At 57.8% G+C, this 21957-nt stretch carries 13 protein-coding genes; 5 read left to right on the top strand and 8 right to left on the bottom strand.

Translation table 11 applies throughout. The annotated features are described in order from the left end of the window. Window positions 1-178: 178 nt before the first annotated feature. Window positions 179-1339 carry a SulP family inorganic anion transporter gene (locus ACR809_RS08090; protein WP_004151114.1) on the top strand — a complete coding sequence of 387 codons (1161 nt, stop codon included), beginning with the start codon at window positions 179-181 and terminating at the stop codon, window positions 1337-1339. Here the strand turns inward: ACR809_RS08090 and mgtE are convergent. The 6 genes from mgtE to ACR809_RS08060 all read right to left on the bottom strand — a co-directional run bounded on the left by mgtE (window position 1302) and on the right by ACR809_RS08060 (window position 8649). Then, window positions 1302-2738, bottom strand: a complete 1437-nt coding sequence (mgtE, locus tag ACR809_RS08085; RefSeq protein ID WP_002912996.1) for a magnesium transporter — start codon at window positions 2736-2738, stop codon at window positions 1302-1304. The two genes, ACR809_RS08090 and mgtE, sit on opposite strands and share 38 nt — an antisense overlap. A gap of 148 nt (window positions 2739-2886) precedes the next feature. Next, window positions 2887-4530, bottom strand: coding sequence for a multidrug ABC transporter permease/ATP-binding protein (locus ACR809_RS08080; protein ID WP_004184919.1), 1644 nt, complete (start codon window positions 4528-4530; stop codon window positions 2887-2889). A gap of 74 nt (window positions 4531-4604) precedes the next feature. Next, window positions 4605-5258, bottom strand: coding sequence for a DNA oxidative demethylase AlkB (gene alkB, locus ACR809_RS08075; RefSeq protein WP_004140817.1), 654 nt, complete (start codon window positions 5256-5258; stop codon window positions 4605-4607). Beyond that, window positions 5258-6322 carry a bifunctional DNA-binding transcriptional regulator/O6-methylguanine-DNA methyltransferase Ada gene (gene ada, locus ACR809_RS08070; protein WP_122051179.1) on the bottom strand — a complete coding sequence of 355 codons (1065 nt, stop codon included), beginning with the start codon at window positions 6320-6322 and terminating at the stop codon, window positions 5258-5260. Before ada ends, alkB begins: the two co-directional genes overlap by 1 nt. Window positions 6323-6395: 73 nt before the next feature. Further along, on the bottom strand, window positions 6396-7448 hold the full coding sequence (gene apbE, locus ACR809_RS08065; RefSeq protein ID WP_004180700.1) for an FAD:protein FMN transferase ApbE: 1053 nt from the start codon (window positions 7446-7448) through the stop codon (window positions 6396-6398). Window positions 7449-7551: 103 nt separating this feature from the next. Beyond that, window positions 7552-8649, bottom strand: coding sequence for a porin OmpC (locus ACR809_RS08060; protein WP_004180702.1), 1098 nt, complete (start codon window positions 8647-8649; stop codon window positions 7552-7554). Between the two features lie 771 nt (window positions 8650-9420). Here ACR809_RS08060 and rcsD point away from each other — a divergent pair. After that, window positions 9421-12078 (top strand): phosphotransferase RcsD, encoded by a 2658-nt coding sequence (rcsD, locus tag ACR809_RS08055; RefSeq protein WP_002913006.1) that lies wholly within the window; start codon window positions 9421-9423, stop codon window positions 12076-12078. Between the two features lie 15 nt (window positions 12079-12093). After that, complete coding sequence (gene rcsB, locus ACR809_RS08050; protein ID WP_002913007.1) at window positions 12094-12744, top strand: response regulator transcription factor RcsB; 651 nt, start codon at window positions 12094-12096, stop codon at window positions 12742-12744. Between the two features lie 45 nt (window positions 12745-12789). Here rcsB and rcsC read toward each other — a convergent pair whose 3' ends face one another. Then, window positions 12790-15630, bottom strand: a complete 2841-nt coding sequence (gene rcsC, locus ACR809_RS08045) for a two-component system sensor histidine kinase RcsC (protein WP_002913009.1) — start codon at window positions 15628-15630, stop codon at window positions 12790-12792. A gap of 131 nt (window positions 15631-15761) precedes the next feature. Continuing rightward, the gene (gyrA, locus tag ACR809_RS08040) at window positions 15762-18395 is read right to left on the bottom strand and encodes a DNA topoisomerase (ATP-hydrolyzing) subunit A (RefSeq protein WP_004140833.1); all 2634 of its coding nucleotides are present in this window, start codon (window positions 18393-18395) and stop codon (window positions 15762-15764) included. A 146-nt stretch (window positions 18396-18541) separates the two neighbouring features. On the opposite strand from gyrA, the gene ubiG reads away from it, so the two are divergent. Further along, window positions 18542-19270, top strand: a complete 729-nt coding sequence (ubiG, locus tag ACR809_RS08035; protein ID WP_002913014.1) for a bifunctional 2-polyprenyl-6-hydroxyphenol methylase/3-demethylubiquinol 3-O-methyltransferase UbiG — start codon at window positions 18542-18544, stop codon at window positions 19268-19270. Between the two features lie 344 nt (window positions 19271-19614). Further along, window positions 19615-21900 carry a class 1a ribonucleoside-diphosphate reductase subunit alpha gene (gene nrdA, locus ACR809_RS08030; RefSeq protein ID WP_002913016.1) on the top strand — a complete coding sequence of 762 codons (2286 nt, stop codon included), beginning with the start codon at window positions 19615-19617 and terminating at the stop codon, window positions 21898-21900. Window positions 21901-21957 lie beyond the last annotated feature (57 nt).

Here is a 21957-nt window from a genome sequence, read left to right as displayed (position 1 = left end):
CTGACAGATTCCGCGCTATCATCCCTGGTTTTGTGACAGACCGCACGGAAGCAGGGCCTGACACCGCTCCCTCTTTTTTTATAAGCTGCGAACTTTTTTTATGCCCCCAGTTTCTGACCCCGCCGCTTCCGGCAACCTGCGTCCCATCCTCCGCTCCCCGTCTTTACTGACGCGCGAAGTGCTGGCCGGCGTGCTCACCGCCCTGGCGCTTATCCCTGAAGTGATTTCGTTTTCAGTCATTGCCGGCGTTGACCCGCAGGTAAGCCTGATTGCTTCGGTGGTGCTCTGCCTGGCGATGTCAGTCTTCGGCGGACGCCCGGCGATGGTCACCGCCGCCGCGGGCTCGGTGGCGCTGGTGATTGGCCCGATGGTGCATCAGCACGGCGTGGGGTACATTTTACCGGCTGTCATTCTGGCGGGTATTATTCAAATTTTGTTTGGTCTGTGCGGCATGGCGCGCCTGATGCGCTTTATTCCCCCGGCGGTGATGACCGGCTTCGTCAACGCCCTCGGGATCCTGATTTTCTTTGCTCAGGTGCCGCATTTCTGGAGTCGACAACCGCTAATCGTTGGCCTGTTCGTCCTGACGCTGCTTATCGTCCTGTGGGCGCCGCGCGTTATTAAGGCTATCCCGGCGCCGCTGATCGCCATCGTCGCGCTCACCCTCTATACCGCGACCACCGGCCAGCAGCTGCCGACCGTCGGCGATGAAGGGTCAATGAGCGGCGGCCTGCCGGGGTTCACCGCCCTGACCGTTCCCCTGAACCTGACCACCCTGCAGATAATCTGGCCGTGCGCCCTCAGCATCGCCTTTGTCGGCCTGATGGAGTCCTTGCTGACGGCTAAGCTGGTAGATGATCTCACTCATACCCCGTCGAACAAATCGCGGGAAAGCGCCGGGCTGGGTATCGCCAATATCCTTGCCGGCTGCTATGGCGGCATCGCCGGCTGCGCGATGATCGGCCAGACTATCGTGAACGTGGAAATGGGCCGGGCCCGCAGCCGCCTCTCAACGGTTATCGCCGGCCTGGTGCTGCTCCTGCTGGTGACAGCGCTCAGCCAGGTGATGGCGAAGATCCCGATGGCGGTTCTGGCTGGGGTGATGGTGATCGTGGCGGTGAAGACATTTAGCTGGCACAGCATTCGTCCGGTCGAGCTGGCGCGTAATCCGTGGCCGGAAACGCTGGTGATGCTGGTGACTGTCGCCGCGACGGTGGGAACCAGCAATCTGGCGATCGGTGTGCTGGCGGGGATTGTCGCGATGGCGATCATCCCCCGCCGCCTGCGGGCAAAAGCGCAGGCTACATCAGAAACAGCGTCGCCAGACCCAGAAAAATAAAGAAGCCGCCGGTGTCGGTGATGGCGGTGATCATCACGCTGGAGCCGACCGCCGGGTCACGCCCCAGCTTCACCATGACCATCGGGATTATCACGCCCATCATTGCCGCCATCAGCAGGTTGAGCATCATGGCCAGCGTCATCACCCCGCCGAGCTGCGGATCGTCATACAGCCACCAGGTGATGGCCCCCATAATCCCGCCCCACACCAGGCCATTAATCAGCGCAACACCCATTTCACGCAGGATCAGAAAAGTAAAGCTGCCGGGCTGGATCTGCTGCAGCGCCATCGCCCGGACGATCATGGTGATCGTCTGGTTGCCGGTGTTGCCGCCGATGCCGGCGACGATCGGCATCAGCGAGGCCAGCGCCACCAGCTGTGAAATGGTGTGTTCGAAGCCGTCGATGACCCGGGAAGCAATAAACGCCGTACACAGATTGACCGCCAGCCATGCCCAGCGGGTTTTCACCGCTTTGCTGACCGGGGCGAAGACATCCTCTTCATCGCTCAGGCCGCCCATCCGCCGCAGATCGTTATCGGTTTCTTCATAAACCACATCGACGATCTCATCGATGGTCAGGCGCCCGATCAGCTTGCCGTCGGCATCAATGACGGCGGCGCTGAGCAAGTCATCACGTTCGAAGGTGCGCGCCACCTTCTCCGCCTCTTCGTGCGGCTGAAAGGTGACCGGGTCGCCCTCCATCACCTCCCCCACCCGCTTCTGCGCATCATTGAGCAGAATGGTCTGCAGCTCCAGCTCGCCGAGCAGCAGCTTGTTACGGGTGGTAACGAACAGCTTATCGGTGTTTTCCGGCATTTTACCGAGACGCCGCAGATAGCGCTGCACCGCTGCCAGGGTGGCCTCCGGTCGCACCGTAATGACCTCAAACTCCATGATCGACCCGACGCTGTTGTCGGCGTAGCGCATAATCTGGCGAATACGGGCGCGCTTCTCGGCCGGCAGGGTCGCCAGCAGCCGTCCGGTCAGGTTGCGCGGCAGATGCTGCAGCAGGTAAACCTGTTCATCGATATCCAGCGGCTGCATGGCCTGCAGCAGCTCGGGATCGCTCATCTTGTCGATCAGGTCGCCCCAGACGTTCTCTGAGGCCTCCAGCAGCACTTCGCCGCGTTTATCGTCGGGCACCAGGCACCATAGCGCGGTGCGGGCGTCATAGGGAAGCGCTTCCAGCGCATCGGCGAGATCCGGCGGCGGCAGATGCGAGACCAGCATTTCCACTTCGGCCAGGTCATCGGCCAGCGTCCCTTCATCATATCGTTCAGCCAGCGTCAGTTTGCCCAGCAGCGCGGAAGTCACCGCTTTATCGGTGCTCAAGAGCCAAATCAGACGGGCGCGCTCTTCGTCACGCAAGCGGGCGCTTTTTTTATGCAAAACGGACATCGATCGGGCAATCCTTTTGAGAATGGTGAGCCGGCCTGCGGGCCGGAAGCCTTAAGCATAGCGCGAGGAGGGGGAAATAATAACCGTCAGCGATGTAGACGCTGAAAATTTCAGCGGCGCCCGGGCTTTTCCGGGCGCGCGTTGTGAATCAGGCCGTACGGGCCACCGCATCGCGGGAAGCCTGTTCCCGCTCTTCGCCGGTAAGTTCGGCGAGCTGGCCGGCGCGCATCTCCAGCAGACGATCGGCGTGCTGGAAGTAGTGATCGTCATGGCTGATGGCGAACACGGTTTTGCCCATCTGTTGCATCAGCGGCAGCAGGACCTGGTAGAACTCGCGGCGGAAATGCGGATCCTGATCCGCCGCCCATTCATCCAGCAGAATGATGTCCCGGGACTCGGCCAGCGCCAGCAGGAGCGCCACGCGCTTCTTCTGCCCTTTCGACAGCCTCAGGTCGGCGATTTTTCCGTTCTCCAGCTGCAGCTTGTGGGCCATTTGCAGACGCTCCAGCCATGTCGCCACCAGCGCCGGATCGGCCTCCTCGCCCTGCGGCCCGAGCAGGCGGTCAAACAGCCAGACGTCGGTAAACACTGCGGAAAACAGTTTGCGGTACTCCTCTGGCCTCTCCGCCGCCAGCGGCTGGCCGTCGACGAGGATCTGACCGGATATTGGCTGGTACAGGCCGGTCAGGAGCATCGCCAGCGTTGACTTGCCGCTGCCGTTGCCGCCTATCAGAAACACCAGCTCGCCGCGCTTCAGCGTCAGATTAAGCGGCCCTACCGCAAAGCGCTGGTCCGGATAATGAAAGGTGACATCGCGCAGCTCCAGCGTCTGCCAGTCAGGATGCGCCTGCGGCCGGGGAAAGTCGGCCCGGTACGGGGCGAGGGAGAACTGACGCAGCTTGTTAAACGCCACCTGGGCGCTGAGCAGCGTGGGCAGCGCGCCGACGGCGGAGAGCAGCGGCGTGCGCAGAAACAGCAGCGTCAGGGAATAGGTCGCCGCCACGGCGGTATCGGCCCAGCCGAGGCTGTTGGCCATCCAGAATACCAGCCCGATGGCGCCAAGCATCATAATATTCGACCAGTTGACCGCGCTGAGGTGGAAGGTATCGGCGCGAACGATATGGTGCCGGTACTCCCTGGCGTCCGGGAGGTAGAGCTGGTTAAACACATACTCCGCGCGCTCGCGGTTGAGGGTCAGCTCTTTACGCCCCTCCAGCACCGTCTGATAGTCGTGATACAGTTTATCTTCCGTTTCGCGCAGGCTGGCCATATGTTTGTACACCCGCGAGACCAGCACAAAGCCGCCCCAGATGGTGAGCGCCATCCACAGCGCCGTCACCAGCATCATTTTTCCTGACAGCCAGGCGAGGTAGGCCGCGGAGCCGAACGTGAGAATGATCCCCTGCACCAGCTCCGGCAGGCGCACAAAGGCGATGGTGATATTGCGGATATCGCTGGTCAGCCCGGCAAGCAGCGACGCGCTGCCGATCTTCTCTACTTGTTCAATCTGGGTATCGAGGATGCGTTTAACAAACTCACCGCGCAGACGATAGACAAAATGGTGGCCGAGGGTGGTTAGCGCCAGCTGCGAACCCAGGGTCACCGCCATCAGCAGCCCCAGCAGACCAAGAAACTCCGGCAGGACCCGCAGCGAGGTATCGACAGCGGTAATCAGACGCAGGTTAATGAAAGCGATTAAGCCGATACCCAGCGCAGCGCTGAGCAGGCTGAGAGCAATAACGCCCAGAAACGGCCAGCGGTACTGGCGCCAGACGAGAGAGAGAAGTTCCATAACAGGCTATCCGCAAAAGCAAAACAGCCAGCAGTTTAAACGGCTCGCCGATGACATCAAGAATAATTCTTATTTTAATACTGGCGACCGCCCGCCTGTCGGAAGGTGAGATTGTAACGACAGTCGCCCGTTTCCGGATGATGCCCCGCTTTCAGCGGCTGAATGCCATGATAAAACAGGCGCGACTCGCCGCCCCAGACCACCACATCGCCATGCTCCAGCAGCAGCCGCTGCAGCGGGTCGCTGCGTTGCAAGCCGCCAAACTGAAAGATGGCCGGCAAGCCCAGCGAGACCGAGACAATCGGCGCCCGCAGATCCTGTTCATCTTTATCCTGATGCAACGACAGTTTTGCGCCAGGACAATAGCGGTTAATCAAACAGGCGTCGGGGGAAAACTCCGGGTAGCCGCCGGCGGCGGCCGCCGCCAGCGCCAGTTCATGAAATACGGCAGGCATCGGCGGCCAGGTTTGATCGGTTACCGGGTCGACCGGGGCGTACAAATAGCCGTGGCGATCGGTAGTCCAGCCCAGCGCGCCGCAGTTGGTCATGGCGACCGACATGGTGTACCCGCCCGGCGTGACCATCTGGCGAAACGGCGACTGACTGGCGACGTCGGCTATCGCCTGCAGCAGCGCCGGGGCGCGTTCGCGGGCAAATCGCCGCAGCACCACCGCGCCGGGGGCCAGCGGCTCCTGCCACGGTGGGGTATCGCTAAACAGATCGAGCATTACTCCTCCTCATGTTGGGCCTCGCGCGCCAGCAGCTGCGCTTTTCGCGCCGTTCCCCAGCGATAACCGGACAGGGCGCCATCTTCACGCACCACCCGGTGGCAGGGAACAATCACCGCCAGCGAATTCGCCGTGCAGGCGCCGGCCACGGCTCTTACCGCCCGCGGCTGGCCAATATGCTCTGCCACCTGGCGGTAGCTGCGGGTCTCACCCGCCGGGATCTGCCACAGCGCCTGCCAGACCTGCAGCTGAAACGCGGTGCCCTGCAGATCCAGCGGCAGCGATACCGGCCGCCGGCTGTCGTCGAGGTGGGCGAAAATCTCGGCCATCTGCTGACAAAAATCGAGGTCGCCTTCACGCAGCTCGGCATTGGGAAAGCGCCGGCGCAGGTCGTCGATCAATGCCGCATCGTTATCACCCGGCAGCACCGCGCAGACGCCGCGCTCGCTCTGCGCCACCAGGCAACGACCCAGCGCGCAGTCGCCCGTGGTCCAGGTTACCACGGTGGCGGCGCCGCCGCGGCGAAACTGGCTGGCGGTCATCCCTAACGCTGCGTCGGCCTGGCGATAATAGCTGCTGCTGTCGGGAAAACCAGCCGCCAGCGCGGCGCGGGTCACCGGTATCCCCTGCTCCAGCGCTTCCCGCAGGCGCTGCGACCGCCACGCTTGTTGCCAGGCTTTAGGGGTCATGCCGGTGACGGATTTAAATAAACGGTGGAAATGAAACGGGCTCATCGCCAGCTGGCCTGCCAGCGCATCGAGGGTCAGGGGCGCGTCCTGCTCCAGCAGCCGACAGGCCTGCGCCACTTTGTCGACCCTTTGCTGCTGCGGGTAGTCTTTATCCGGTTGGCAGCGTTTGCAGGGGCGGAATCCCGCCGCCACGGCGGCGGCGACGTCGGCAAAAAAGCGTACGTTTTCCCGCCGCGCGCGCCGCGAGCGGCAGGAGGGACGACAGCAGATGCCGGTGGTCAGTACCGCAAAGACGAACTGACCATCGGCCCGGGTATCACGTTCGCAGACCGCCTGCCAGCGGCGATCATCGATATCGGCAACTATCGGTTTCATGACGGGTCTCCAGCTGTAAGTGTACCCTCAGTCTGTGGTAAAGCCCGCAGTAAAAAACCCGCAATCTTGCTTTTTAATTTTTCTCGCCGACAAGGAAAGTGCGAAACTGCGGCGACATCCAGGTTTTAAAACCCTCTCCTTCTTTAACGATCATGTAGACCGCCAGCCCCTCCTCGCGCACCACCTGCTGCGCTTTTTCCGGCCCCAGCACCATCAGTCCGGTATCCCAGCCGTCCGCCTCCAGCGCCGTTGGCGCAATGACGGTCACGGAGACCAGCTTATGGGTTATCGGCTGCCCGGTCTGCGGATCGATAACGTGCGAGATGCGTTTGCCATCGAGTTCATAGTAGTTGCGATAGCTGCCGGAGGTGCTGATGCCGTGACCATTGATGTCGACAATCGCCTGAACGGCGTTTTCGCGGTCGGTCGGTTTCTGGATCGCTACCCGCCAGGGCTTGCCTTCGCCATTCATCCCGCGGCTGACCAGCGCCCCGCCCACCGACACCAGATAGCGGGAGATCCCCTCCTGCTCCATCAACCGCGCGAGGTGGTCGGCGGCATAGCCTTCCCCCACGGTGGAGAGGTCGACAAACAGATCGGGAATATCTTTTTGCAGGAACTGCCTGCCGCTCTGATTAATAACCTGCAGATGCTGCAGGCCGGTGCGCGCCTTCGCCGCGGCTATCGCCTCGGCATCCGGGGTGGTGACCGGCTGTTTATCCGGGCCAAAGCCCCACAGGTTGACCAGCGGCCCCACGGTAATATCCATCGCGCCGTGCGTTTTGGCGCCAATCCGCAGCGACAGGGTGACGATATCCGCCATCGCTTCGCTCACCGGCCAGGGTTCGGTAGTGGCGGCATGATTGAAGCGCATCAGCGCGGAGTCGTTTTTCCAGGTCGACAGCAGGCGATCGTCGGCGTCCAGCTGGGCCTGAACCTTGGCGCGCAACGCCTGGGCCTTTGCCTCATCCACGCCAATGACGCTGACCCGCCAGAAGGTGCCCATCGTTTTGCCATCCAGCACGGTGGCCGTCGCGGTGGGGGTCGCAGGGGTGGTAGCTGAATCGCAGCCAGAGAGCAGAACGCAGGCGCCCAGCAGCGCGGCGCGAAAGAAAGTCATATCCATTAATCGAGGCTCCTCTTACCAGGGCGACAAGAGTATACCAGCGAGGTTAAACCGGACATAAAAAAAGGCGCCAGAGGCGCCTTTTTGTTATGCAGCTTGCAACTTAGAACTGGTAAACCAGGCCCAGTGCAACCACGTCGTCGGTAGAGATACCGGCGTTGCGGGTGAAGCTGTTGTCGTCCAGCAGGTTGATTTTGTAGTCAACATAGGTGGACATGTTTTTGTTGAAGTAGTAGGTCGCGCCAACGTCAACATATTTCAGGATGTCCTGGTCGCCGTAGCCGCGCTCCAGATCCTTACCTTTAGACTGCAGGTAAGCCACAGACGGACGCAGACCGAAGTCGAACTGGTACTGAGCAACCACTTCGAAGTTCTGCGCTTTGTTTGCAAAGCCCAGGGAACCGGCGCGAGTTGCGTTGTAGGTCTGGGTGTACTGAGAGGCCAGGTAGATGTTGTTGGCGTCGTATTTCAGACCGCCGGTGTAGGTTTCAGCGTTGTCGCCACGACCCAGTGCCGGAACACTATTCTGCTCGTCGGTACGTTTGGAGTGCGAGTACGCGAAACCAGCGCTGATGCCATCCCAAATATCGTAGGTCAGAGAGGTGCCGAAGCCGTCGCCGTTCTGTTTGCTCCAACCACGACCGTTGTTGGTCGCGCCTTCGCCGCTGACGCTGCCGTTTTTACCCTGATACTGCAGAGCAAAGTTCAGGCCGTCAACCAGACCGAAGAAATCAGAGTTACGGTAGGTTGCAACGCCGTTAGCACGGGACTGCAGGAAGTTGTCAGAACCGTAGGTGTCGCCGCCGAATTCCGGCAGAACGTCGGTCCAGGACGTTACGTCGTATACTACGCCGTAGTTACGACCGTAGTCGAAAGAGCCCGCGTCGCCAAATTTCAGGCCTGCGAATGCCAGACGAGTCCATGCCTGATCGCTGGAGCTTTCAGTGTTGTTCGCCTGAACGTTGTATTCCCACTGGCCGTAACCGGTCAGCTGGTCGTTGATCTGGGTTTCGCCTTTCACGCCTACACGCATGTAGGTCTGGTCGCCGTCGACGCTCTTGTCGTCAGAGAAGTAGTGCAGACCGTCAATTTTACCGTACAGGTCTAATTTGTTGCCGTCTTTGTTATAAATTTCAGCCGCATTTGCTGCGCCTGCTACCAGCAGAGCCGGTACCAGGAGGGACAGTACTTTAACTTTCATGTTATTAACCCTCTGTTTGTTATATGCCTTTTATTATGCCACTGCTTACTGATTACCCTTCTAATCAGTCGGCTATTTCATTGTGCTGCAAAATGCAGAATAATCCAACAAGAATATGATACTAAAACTTCTAAGATGTTTCAAAGTTCCCACAAGATGTTTCAATTTGTAAATTCAGCGGAACTTTTTTCACCGCAAAATGGTCAGGGAAATACGCACTAATCATCAAAAAAAATATTTAACCTTTTATAATCAAAGTGATAAACAACAACATATCTATAGCACTGAATGGTAAAACAAAATGATCATTGGTGGCTAAAATAAGAGTCGCTATCATCATTAACTTTATTTATTACCGTCATTCAGTTCTGAATGTCTGTTTACCCCTATTTCAACCGGATGCCTCGCATCCGGTTTTTTTTACCCTTCTTTACACAACTTTAATTTATCTGTGCTACGGCTAATGATTCCCTAACGACTATTAATCAATCAATTAGGCCATCAGTGGTGCATATTCTGCCAATGTCTTGTTATTTCGTGCGATTCTTCCCTTTTGTTTCCGTCAATATCGTCGCCGGTTAACCTTCCCGGCGCGGTTTCATTTACGCTTCGTTTCTAAGATAATTCCTGGGCGGCATCGCACCGCTGGCGCCAATCTGTAGTATGGATTTACGCCATTAGCCTTTATACTGCCAGCAGCATCTGCTTTGTTGCCAGTTACTCTGGCGCTACATCCTGTTTACAAACAATGATGAGTCGTTCAGCCACAAGATGACCCCGAAAAAATTCTCCCTGATCCCCGGCAACATCAGCCGCTTCTTCATTTTGATGGTTATTGTCCTGCTGGCGACAATGGGGGTGATGATCCAAAGCGCCGTCAATGCCTGGCTGAAGGAGAAAAGCTATCAGGTGGTTGATGTCTCCCACGCTCTGCACCAGCGCATTGACGCCTGGCGCTATGCCACCTGGCAGATCTACGACAATATCGCCGCCACCTCAGTCAACACCGCAAGCGGCGGTCTGCAGGAGACGCGTTTAAAACAGGACGTTTACTACCTGGAGAAACCCCGGCGTAAAACCGAAGCCCTGATCTTTGGCTCCCATGACAGCTCCACCCTCGAAATGACGCAGAAAATGTCCGATTATCTCGATATTTTGTGGGGCGCGGAGACCATTCCGTGGTCGATGTACTATCTCAACGGCCTGGACAATAGTCTGATCCTGGTCTCCACCCTGCCGTTGAAGGACCTCTCTTCGAGCTTCAAAGAGTCAACGATCAGCAGCGTCGTGGAGTCGCGGCGCGCGGAAATGCTGCTGCAGGCTAATACCCTTGATGAGCGCGAGACGTTCTCGCCGCTGCGCCATCTCGCCTGGCAGAACGCGCACTATTTTACGTTACGCACCACCTTCAACCAGCCCGGACACCTTGCCACGGTGGTCGCCTTCGACCTGCCGATTAACGATCTGATCCCGCCCGGCATGACCATCGACAGCTTCCGTATCGAGCCTGACCCGTCGCAAAATCTCGCCACCACGCCGGATAAAGAGAGCGCCGATCATATCGGGATCACCTTTAACGGCATGCAGATTGACATCGCCACCGACATCAGCACCACCGGTATGCAGTTGCTGTGGACGGTACCAATGAGCACCATGCTGCTGGAGTCCATGCAGAACATTCTTCTGCCGCTGCTGCTCAACATTGGTCTGCTGGCGCTAGCGCTGTTTGGTTTTACCACCTTTCGCCACTATAAAGGACGCAGCCATTCGTCTGGCGCCGGGCTCCCCTCCGCCGCCAACAGCGAACTGCGTCTGCTGCGCGCCATTAACGAAGAGATTGTTTCTCTGCTGCCGCTGGGGCTGCTCGTTCACGATCAGGAAGCCAACCGAACGGTTATCAGCAATCCAATTGCCGACCATCTGCTTCCGCACCTGAATCTGCAGAACATCACCAATATGGCGGACCAGCACCAGGGGGTGATCCAGGCCACCGTCAATAATGAGCAGTATGAAATCCGCCAGTATCGCAGCCAGGTAGCGCCGCGCACCCAGATCCTGATCATCCGTGATCAGGACCGCGAAGTGCTGGTTAATAAAAAGCTCAAGCAGGCCCAGCGCTTGTATGAGAAAAACCAGCAGGGACGGGCCGCCTTTATGCAGCACATCGGCAGCGCCCTGAAGCAGCCCGCGCTGACGCTGGCGGCAGAGGCGGCGGCGCTCAGTAGTACAGAGAATCGGACGCTGGCCCAGCATGCCGATGAGCTGGTCAAACTCATCGATGACATTCAGCTCGCCAATCTGCTGGAAAGCGATGCCTGGAAAACCAACCAGACGTTGTTCTCGGTGCAGGAGCTTATTGACGACGTCGTGCCGGAAGTGCTGCCGGCGATGAAACGCAAGGGTCTGCAGCTGCTCATCAACAATGCGCTCCCGGCCGGCGAGCAGCGCTATGGCGACCGTGAAGCTCTGCGGCGCACGCTGGTGCTGTTAATCCAGTATTCAGTGACCACCACGCCTATCGGCAAGATCACCCTCGACGTCTGTCAGGATGAGTCGGCCAGCGATCGCCTGACCTTCCGCATTCTGGATACCGGCAACGGCGTCTCGGCAAACGAGATCGACAATATGCACTTCCCGTATCTCAACGAGACCCAGAGCGACCTGTACGGCAAAGCAAACGCCCTTACCTTCTGGCTATGCGACCGCATGACGCGCAAGCTGGGCGGGCAATTGACCATTAAAGCCCGGGAGTCGCTGGGGACGCGCTATACCCTGCATCTGAAAATGCCGGCTAGCGAAGAGGCGCCAGAGGCGGGAGAGCATTTGCTGGATGACGTTATCGTCCTGCTGGATGTGACTTCCAGCGAAGTGCGGCGGATTGTCACTCGCCAGCTGGAGAGCTGGGGAGCGTCCTGCATCACACCGGACGATCGGGCGACCAGTCAAGCCTTTGATCTTTATTTAACGGATAATCCGTCTAATCTTACTGCTTCAGGCTTGCTTTTAAGCGATGATGAGGTCGGGATACGCAAGATCGGCCCGGGCCAACTGCGGGTCAACTTTAATATTAGCACGGCGATGCAGGAGGCTATCCTGCAGCTTATTGAGCAGCAGCTGGCGGAGGAGGCGGTTCAGCCCGTCACCTCAGGAAACGAGAGTAACGCCGAACTCCATGCCAGCGGCTATTACGCACTGTTTGCCGATACGGTACCGGATGATGTTCAGAGATTGTATACTGAAATCGAAGCGGGCGATTTTGCTGCTCTGGCGCAAACCGCCCACCGCCTCAAAGGGGCATTTGCTATGCTTAATCTGATACCCGGCAAGCAGTTATGTGAAACGCTTGAGCATCTGATTCGCGAAAAGGATGCGCAAGGCATAGAAAAATATATCAGCGACATTGACGCTTACGTCAAGAGCTTGCTGTAGAAGGTAGCCTTATACATGAACACTATGAACGTAATTATTGCCGATGACCATCCGATCGTACTGTTCGGTATTCGTAAGTCACTTGAGCAAATTGAGTGGGTGAACGTCGTTGGCGAGTTTGAAGACTCCACGGCCCTTATCAACAATCTTCCGAAGCTGGACGCCCATGTGCTGATCACCGATCTGTCCATGCCCGGTGACAAATACGGCGACGGGATCACGCTGATTAAATACATCAAGCGCCACTTCCCGGATCTGTCGATCATTGTTCTGACCATGAACAACAATCCGGCGATCCTCAGCGCGGTGCTGGATCTGGATATCGAAGGGATCGTCCTCAAGCAGGGGGCGCCGACCGACCTGCCAAAAGCGCTGGCCGCGCTGCAGAAAGGGAAGAAATTCACCCCGGAAAGCGTCTCTCGCCTACTGGAAAAAATCAGCGCCAGCGGCTATGGCGATAAACGCCTGTCGCCGAAAGAGAGCGAAGTGCTGCGCCTGTTCGCCGAAGGTTTCCTGGTAACCGAGATCGCCAAAAAGCTTAATCGCAGCATTAAAACCATCAGCAGCCAGAAGAAATCGGCGATGATGAAGCTGGGCGTCGAAAACGACATCGCCTTGCTGAACTACCTCTCTTCCGTCTCGCTGAGCGCGACGGACAAAGAGTAATCTCTTCGCCCTCTCCGTCTCGCCCCGGCGAGACGGAGCCCCCCATTATTCCCGCCCTTTACGCACCCGCGCCGCATATACCGTCAGCGTTTGCTTCAGTACGTCGAGGGTGACCGGCTTGGACAGACAACTGTCCATCCCCGATTCCAGACAGCGCTGCTTCTCTTCCGCCAGGGCATTGGCCGTTACGCCAATCACCGGCAGCGTCAGGCCAAGCTGACGAATGCGCTGCGTCAGGCGATAACCATCCATATTAGGCATGTTGACGTCGCTGAGCACGATATCGATGTGCTGCTTGCTGAGGACGTTGAGCGCGTCGATCCCGTCGTTCGCGGTCACGCACTGGTAGCCGAGCGACCCCAGCTGATCCGCCAGCAGGCGGCGGTTGATCGGGTGATCGTCGACCACGAGGATCATCATGTCGTCGTTATTGCCGGCCTGCGCCTCCGGGGCCATCAGCGCCGGGCTATTTTCCGCACTGGCGAGCGCAACATGGAAAATACGCCCCAGCAGCGGCAGCAGTTCGTGGGGAGTCGTCACGCTGTGCAGCCATTCGCCGGCGGACCGCTCCTGCGGAATACCGATATGACGGCGACAGAAGATGACCATGGCCCTTCCCTGCCATCCGCTCAGCGCCTCATCGTCAGTGAGTAAGACATCCTCGGCGTCCGGCGTTTCGCCGGCATGGCGGCGGACCGTCAGGCCGTGGTAGCTGAGCAGCGAGGTGACGAACATCGCCAGCGAAGTGTTATGAATCGCCAGCCAGCAGGTCTTGCCAGCGAAACCGTCTCTGCTCACCGGTGAGGTATTCTGCACGCCATACAGAGGAATACGGATGGTAAAGCGGCTACCCATCCCCGGCTCGGTTTCGACAGCAATATCGCCATCCATCATGCTGATCAGTTTTTCACAGATCGCCAGGCCAAGGCCGGTACCCTGAAAATTGCGCTGCACGCCGGTCCCCACCTGGAAGAAAGGATCGAAGAGGCGCAATACCTCTTTCGCCGGGATCCCCTCTCCGGTGTCGCGAACGCTAATCTGCAGATAATCCCCCGCGCACTGGACGTGCAGGACAATACAGCCGGTATCGGTGAACTTTATCGCATTGCTGAGCAGATTTGAGATCACCTGCTGCAGGCGCATCGGGTCGCCGGACATTTGTTCCGGAACGTCCGGCTCGATAAAGCAGTACAGGCCCAGCTGCTTGCGCACCACCAACGGCAGATAGTTAGCGGAGATATGGTTCATGACTTCGCGCGGAGAGAACTCCCGCGGCTCGATCTTCAACTGCTCGGACTCGATTTTCGAGAAATCAAGAATATCGCTGATAATTTTCAGCAGCAGGCTGGAGGAGTTGTTCATCGCCGTCACAAGGCGATCGACGCCTTTCGGCAACGCTTTGGTCTGCAGCAGATCGAGGTTACCGATGATGCCATACAGCGGGGTACGCAGCTCATGGCTAACGGTCGCCAGGAACATCGATTTCGACTGGCTGGCCTGCTCCGCCGCCTGGGCCATCTCCTGCAGCGACTCCTCCATTTTCACGCGGGCGGAAACGTCCACCAGCACGCAAATGGCGACGTTTTCATTGCGATAGCGTGAATGAACAAAGCTAATCTGCAGGTTGGTATGGTTGCTGGTCAGCACGTCGACAAAATTGACCTGCTGGCCGCAGATGATCTGCGTCAGCCGCTGGCGGTCCTCGTGGGTCAGCATGTTCAGGTAGTTGTGCGCCAGTTCATTACTGAGAATATTGGTCCCGTCGGCAGTGCGCAGAATACAGATCCCTACCGGGGCAGAAGCCACAATTTTGCGGTTGAACTGCTCGTGCTCTTCCAGGCGCTGGGCGTCATTCTCCGCGGGGATAAAAATGCGCCGCTCATACATCCGCGCCAGCGCGAACAGCATCGCGCCGCTGAGGATATTAAGAACGATAGCATTGATGATCAGCATACGGATCCGCTCCAGCACCTGATCTACCGAGACGGAATAGACGATGCTCAGGGAGGACGGCGAGAGGCTTTTTTTCAGCACCAGCTCGCGGAAACCCGAACTGTAGCCAAACCACATCCGCTCCTGCATCCACTTCGCTTCGCTCTGGATTTTACCTTCCGCACCGGCCAGCGAAATCAGCGGCTGGCCGTTATCGTCAAAGATCGTCACGCTCATCGGCAAACTGCCCGGCGTAAAGAAGCTTTCCATGCGGATGGTCTGCTCCACGCCCAGCATCGCCTGCAGGCGATTGGCCATATAGACCGGCGTCAGGGCGTAAAAATAGCCCACCCCGGGGCGAACGCCCTGGCTTATCCAGAACAGGTTGTTGCCGCGCTCGTTTTGCGGCGCGTTGCGATATTGCTCTATGCGCTGATGCAGGACTTTCAGCGCCTGATCGCGCTCAATCGGCACGTCCCGCAGGCCGAAGTTGGCCATGCAGAGGTTATCGCTGCCGATGAGAAAGATGCGGTTAAGGTCGTAGGCGGCAGTAAAATTATCCCGCCAGTAGCGCATAAACCATGCCAGCGACTGCAGCGAATTACGCCAGGTGGCGCTCATCGCGCTGCAGTCGGAATCGGGGTACAGGGGTTCAAAGTTGGGCACCGCCATATCGCCGTTTTGCCCTTGCGCTACCGCGTCCCCTGCCGACAAGCGGTTACCGGCGACATACTTCAGCTCTTTCATTACATCCGCGGTACGCTGGATATAGCGCTGGGCCTGATCGGCGTTGAGATTAAGCTCCTGATGGATTTCGGCTTCCCGCTCGTGCAGCGCGTTGACGATATAAAACACAGAGACAAACGCAATAAGCAGCCACAGCAATACCGCCAGCGCTCTGAACAGATAACGTGAAACCTTCAGGGTTGTATGAAAAGAGGCAAGATATTTCAATGTGGCGATGCTCGGCCGTCAGGGACTCAACAGAATGCGGTTAAGGTAGCGGTAAACCGGCTTTGCCGCAATGTTAATGCAAAAAGGGCCGGGAAAATACCCGGCCCTTCCAGAACATTTACCTCGGACGATTATTCTTCGTCTTCGGCGATGTCGTCATCGGTATCCGCTTCCGGGGCGATATCGTCATCGCCTTCCGCCGCGCTACCGTCGATGGCATCCAGCTCTTCATCATCCACCGGCTCAGCCACGCGCTGCAGACCCACCACGTTTTCATCTTCCGCGGTGCGGATGAGGATCACGCCCTGGGTGTTACGGCCCACGATGCTCACTTCGGAAACGCGGGTACGCACCAGCGTCCCGGCGTCGGTGATCATCATGATCTGATCGCAGTCATCCACCTGCACGGCGCCGACCACGGAACCGTTACGCTCGGTGACTTTGATCGAAATAACGCCCTGGGTGGCACGCGACTTGGTCGGATACTCCGCCGCCGCGGTACGTTTACCGTAACCGTTTTGCGTCACCGTCAGGATCGCGCCTTCGCCGCGTGGAATAATCAGCGAGACGACGCTGTCGTTTTCCGCAAGCTTAATACCGCGTACGCCGGTGGCGGTACGGCCCATGGCGCGAACGGCGTCTTCCTTGAAGCGTACAACCTTACCGGCCGCGGAGAACAGCATCACTTCATCCTGACCAGAGGTCAGATCGACGCCGATCAGCTCATCGCCTTCGTTCAGGTTGACCGCGATGATACCGGCGGAACGCGGACGGCTGAACTCGGTCAGCGCGGTTTTCTTCACGGTACCGCTGGCGGTCGCCATAAAGACGTTGACGCCCTCTTCGTACTCGCGGACCGGCAGGATGGCGGTAATGCGCTCATCGGCTTCCAGCGGCAGCAGGTTGACGATCGGCCGACCGCGCGCGCCGCGGCTGGCTTCCGGCAGCTGATAGACCTTCATCCAGTACAGACGGCCGCGGCTTGAGAAGCAGAGGATGGTGTCATGGGTGTTAGCCACCAGCAGGCGGTCGATAAAGTCTTCTTCTTTAATGCGCGCTGCTGATTTGCCTTTACCGCCACGACGCTGTGCTTCGTAGTCGGTCAGCGGCTGATACTTCACATACCCCTGATGCGACAGGGTGACCACCACATCTTCCTGGTTGATCAGATCTTCGATGTTAATATCAGCGCTGTTGGCGGTGATTTCGGTACGACGTTCGTCGCCGAACTGGTCGCGGATCAGCTCCAGCTCTTCGCGAATCACTTCCATCAGACGGTCGGCGCTGCCGAGAATGTGCAGCAGCTCTGCGATCTGCTCCAGCAGCTCTTTATATTCGTCGAGCAGTTTTTCATGCTCAAGGCCGGTCAGTTTCTGCAGACGCAGATCCAGAATCGCCTGAGCCTGCTGCTCGGTCAGGTAGTATTTACCGTCGCGCACGCCGAACTCTGGCTCCAGCCATTCCGGACGCGCGGCGTCATCCCCGGCGCGCTCCAGCATCGCCGCGACGTTACCGAGATCCCACGCCTGGGCAACCAGCGCCGTTTTCGCTTCTGCCGGGGTCGGCGCGCGACGGATCAGTTCGATAATCGGGTCGATATTGGCCAGCGCAACGGCCAGCGCTTCGAGGATATGCGCCCGGTCGCGCGCTTTGCGCAGTTCGAAAATCGTACGACGGGTCACCACTTCACGGCGGTGGCGTACAAACGCGGCGATAATGTCCTTCAGGTTCATGATTTTCGGCTGACCATGGTGCAGCGCAACCATGTTGATGCCGAAGGAGACCTGCAGCTGGGTCTGGGAATAGAGGTTGTTAAGCACCACTTCCCCTACCGCATCGCGCTTCACTTCAATCACGATGCGCATCCCGTCTTTATCAGACTCGTCACGCAGCGCGCTGATGCCTTCCACGCGTTTTTCTTTGACCAGCTCGGCGATTTTCTCGATCAGGCGCGCTTTGTTCACCTGATACGGAATTTCGTGCACGATGATGGTTTCGCGGCCGGATTTCGCGTCCACTTCCACTTCCGCGCGCGCGCGAATGTACACTTTACCGCGACCGGTGCGGTAGGCCTCTTCGATGCCGCGACGGCCATTGATAATGGCGGCGGTCGGGAAATCAGGGCCAGGAATATGCGCCATCAGCCCTTCAATGCTGATGTCTTCATCGTCAACATACGCCAGACAGCCGTTAATCACTTCCGTCAGGTTATGCGGCGGTATGTTGGTGGCCATCCCTACGGCGATCCCGGAGGCGCCGTTCACCAGCAGGTTAGGAATTTTGGTCGGCATGACGTCCGGAATACGCTCCGTACCGTCATAGTTGTCGACGAAATCGACCGTCTCTTTTTCAAGATCGGCCATCAGCTCATGAGCGATTTTCGCCAGACGAATTTCGGTATAACGCATCGCCGCGGCGGAGTCGCCGTCGATGGAACCAAAGTTACCCTGGCCGTCCACCAGCATGTAACGCAGCGAGAACGGCTGCGCCATACGCACGATGGTGTCGTATACCGCGGAGTCGCCGTGCGGGTGGTATTTACCGATTACGTCACCAACGACACGGGCTGATTTTTTATAGGCTTTGTTCCAGTCATTGCCCAATACGTTCATGGCGTAAAGTACGCGACGGTGTACCGGCTTCAGGCCATCTCGGACATCCGGCAGCGCACGGCCAACAATGACCGACATCGCATAATCCAGATAAGAGTTCTTAAGCTCTTCCTCAATGTTGACCGGTGTAATTTCTCTCGCAAGGTCGCTCATCTAACCGCTATCCCTCTACTGTATCCCGGATTCAAAGGTCGCAAATTATAACACAGCCGCGCTAATAGAGGTAAAGCAATACGGTTTATTCATGGCGCGCTGCTGATATACTCGCAGGTCTGAACAGAAAAGGAGTAAAAGCGCCCATGAATGCCGAAAAAACGTCGGTAGCCCCTAATGTCGATCATGCTGAAATCGCCAAATTCGAAGCCGTCGCCTCGCGCTGGTGGGATCTGGAGGGCGAGTTCAAACCGCTCCACCGCATCAACCCGCTGCGGCTGGGCTATATTGCCGAACGCTCCGGCGGCCTGTTCGGTAAAAAAGTCCTCGATGTCGGCTGCGGCGGCGGCATCCTCGCCGAGAGCATGGCGCGCGAAGGCGCGACGGTCACCGGGCTGGACATGGGGGCCGAACCGCTGCAGGTCGCCAGGCTGCACGCCCTGGAGAGCGGTATTCAGGTAGACTATGTTCAGGAAACAGTTGAGGAACATGCCGCGAAGCATCCCCAGCAGTATGACGTCGTGACCTGCATGGAGATGCTGGAGCACGTCCCCGACCCGCAGTCGGTGGTGCACGCCTGCGCGCGGTTAGTGAAACCCGGCGGCCAGGTCTTCTTCTCCACCATCAACCGCAACGGCAAGGCCTGGCTGATGGCGGTAGTCGGGGCGGAATATGTCATGAAGATGGTGCCCAAAGGCACTCATGATGTGAAGAAGTTTATCAAACCGGCCGAGCTGCTGGGCTGGGTAGATCAGACTACTCTGAAAGAGCAGCATATCATCGGTCTGCATTACAATCCGCTGACCAATACCTTCAAGTTAGCGCCAGGGGTTGATGTTAACTATATGTTGCATACCACCGCCAAACAGGACTGAGGTCAACACCTCCGCTTATGATGATTGCGCGGCATCAAGCCGCGTGATTATTTCTTCCGATGAAGAAATCAGCACTCGATCAAATTTTCATTTTTTTTTCTGTTTTATTGACTTCTTCTCCAGGCCTTATGCGACGTGGACTTGCGGATTATTACCCTTCCGCAACCTCAATTTAACGTCAAAATCAACCCTTGTACTCAAAAGATTCCTTACTAAAATACTCACCATATAGCGTTTCTTTTATCGACAACCCCCTACATATAGTATTTATCCACAGAGTTAGTCACAACGGCCTTCTGTGGATAAACGGGGGATATTTTCTTTCACGGACAGGTAAAATCCACATGAATCAGAGTCTGCTGGTGACAAAGCGCGACGGGACCACCGAGCGCATCAATCTCGACAAAATCCATCGCGTACTGGATTGGGCGGCAGAAGGACTGAATAACGTTTCGATTTCCCAGGTAGAGCTGCGCTCCCATATCCAGTTCTATGACGGCATCAAAACCGCGGACATCCACGAAACCATTATTAAAGCCGCTGCGGATCTGATCTCCCGCGACGCACCGGATTACCAGTACCTCGCCGCGCGTCTGGCGATTTTCCATTTGCGTAAAAAAGCCTTCGGTCAGTTTGAGCCGCCGGCGCTCTACGATCACGTGGTGAAGATGGTCGAGAAAGGTAAATACGATCATCATCTGCTGGAAGACTACACGGAAGAAGAGTTCCAGCAGATGGACGGTTTCCTCGACCACTGGCGCGACATGAACTTCTCCTACGCAGCCGTTAAGCAGCTGGAAGGCAAGTATCTGGTACAAAACCGCGTCACCGGCGAAATTTATGAGAGCGCGCAGTTCCTCTATATTCTGGTCGCCGCTTGCCTGTTCTCGAACTATCCGCGCGAAACGCGTCTGGACTATATCAAGCGTTTCTACGACGCGGTGTCCACCTTTAAAATCTCGCTGCCGACGCCGATCATGTCCGGCGTGCGTACCCCAACCCGTCAGTTCAGCTCCTGCGTGCTGATCGAGTGCGGCGACAGCCTGGATTCCATCAACGCCACCTCCAGCGCGATTGTGAAATACGTTTCCCAGCGCGCCGGCATCGGCATCAACGCCGGGCGCATTCGCGCGCTGGGCAGCCCGATCCGCGGCGGCGAAGCCTTCCACACCGGCTGCATTCCGTTCTACAAGCATTTCCAGACCGCGGTGAAATCCTGCTCGCAGGGCGGCGTGCGCGGCGGCGCGGCAACCCTCTTCTACCCAATGTGGCATCTGGAAGTGGAAAGCCTGCTGGTGCTGAAAAACAACCGTGGTACCGACGCCAACCGCGTTCGTCACATGGACTACGGGGTACAGATCAACAAGCTGATGTACACCCGTCTGCTGAAGGGCGGCGATATTACCCTGTTCAGCCCTTCCGACGTCCCGGGCCTGTATGACGCCTTCTTCGCCGATCAGGACGAGTTTGAGCGCCTGTACACCCAGTACGAGCAGGACGACAGCATTCGTAAGCAGCGTATTAAAGCCGTTGAGCTGTTCTCGCTGATGATGCAGGAGCGCGCCTCTACCGGCCGCATCTATATCCAGAACGTCGACCACTGTAACACCCACAGCCCGTTCGATCCGGTAGTCGCCCCGGTGCGTCAGTCTAACCTGTGCCTGGAGATCGCCCTGCCGACCAAACCGCTGGAAGATGTCAACGACGAAAACGGCGAAATCGCGCTGTGCACCCTGTCGGCCTTCAACCTCGGGGCTATCGACAGCCTCGACGAGCTGGAAGAGCTGGCGGTGCTGGCGGTGCGTGCTCTGGATGCGCTGCTCGACTATCAGGATTACCCCATCCCGGCGGCTAAACGCGGTGCGATGGGGCGTCGTACGCTGGGTATCGGCGTGATCAACTTCGCTTACTATCTGGCGAAGCATGGCAAACGCTACTCCGACGGCAGCGCCAACAACCTGACGCACAAAACGTTCGAAGCGATTCAGTACTATCTGCTGAAGGCCTCTAACGAGCTGGCTATCGAGCAAGGCGCCTGCCCGTGGTTCAACGAAACCACCTATGCGCAGGGCATCCTGCCGATCGATACCTATAAGAAAGATCTGGACGGCATCGTCAGCGAACCCCTGCACTACGACTGGGAAGCATTGCGCGAATCCATTAAAACCCACGGCCTGCGCAACTCCACGCTCTCCGCGCTGATGCCGTCCGAGACCTCGTCGCAGATCTCCAACGCCACCAACGGCATTGAGCCGCCGCGCGGCCACGTGAGTATCAAAGCGTCCAAGGACGGTATCCTGCGCCAGGTGGTGCCGGATTACGAAAACCTGCAGAACGCCTACGAGCTGCTGTGGGAGATGCCGAACAACGACGGTTATCTGCAGCTGGTGGGTATCATGCAGAAGTTTATCGACCAGTCGATCTCTGCCAACACTAACTACGATCCGACGCGCTTCCCGTCCGGAAAAGTGCCGATGCAGCAGTTGCTCAAAGACCTGCTCAACGCCTATAAATTCGGCGTCAAAACGCTGTACTATCACAACACCCGTGATGGCGCTGAAGACGCCCAGGATGACCTGGCCCCGTCCATCCAGGACGACGGCTGCGAAAGCGGCGCTTGTAAGATCTAAGGTATTTTTGCCGGGTAACGCTACGCTTACCCGGCCTACGTTTGTGTAGGCCCGGCC

Origin of the sequence: Klebsiella sp. CD33, from assembly GCF_051992865.1 — a bacterium.
Taxonomy (GTDB): Bacteria; Pseudomonadota; Gammaproteobacteria; order Enterobacterales; family Enterobacteriaceae; genus Klebsiella; species Klebsiella pneumoniae.
Note: the sequence above shows the minus strand (reverse complement) of the source record. Positions and strands in the feature narration are given on the sequence as shown.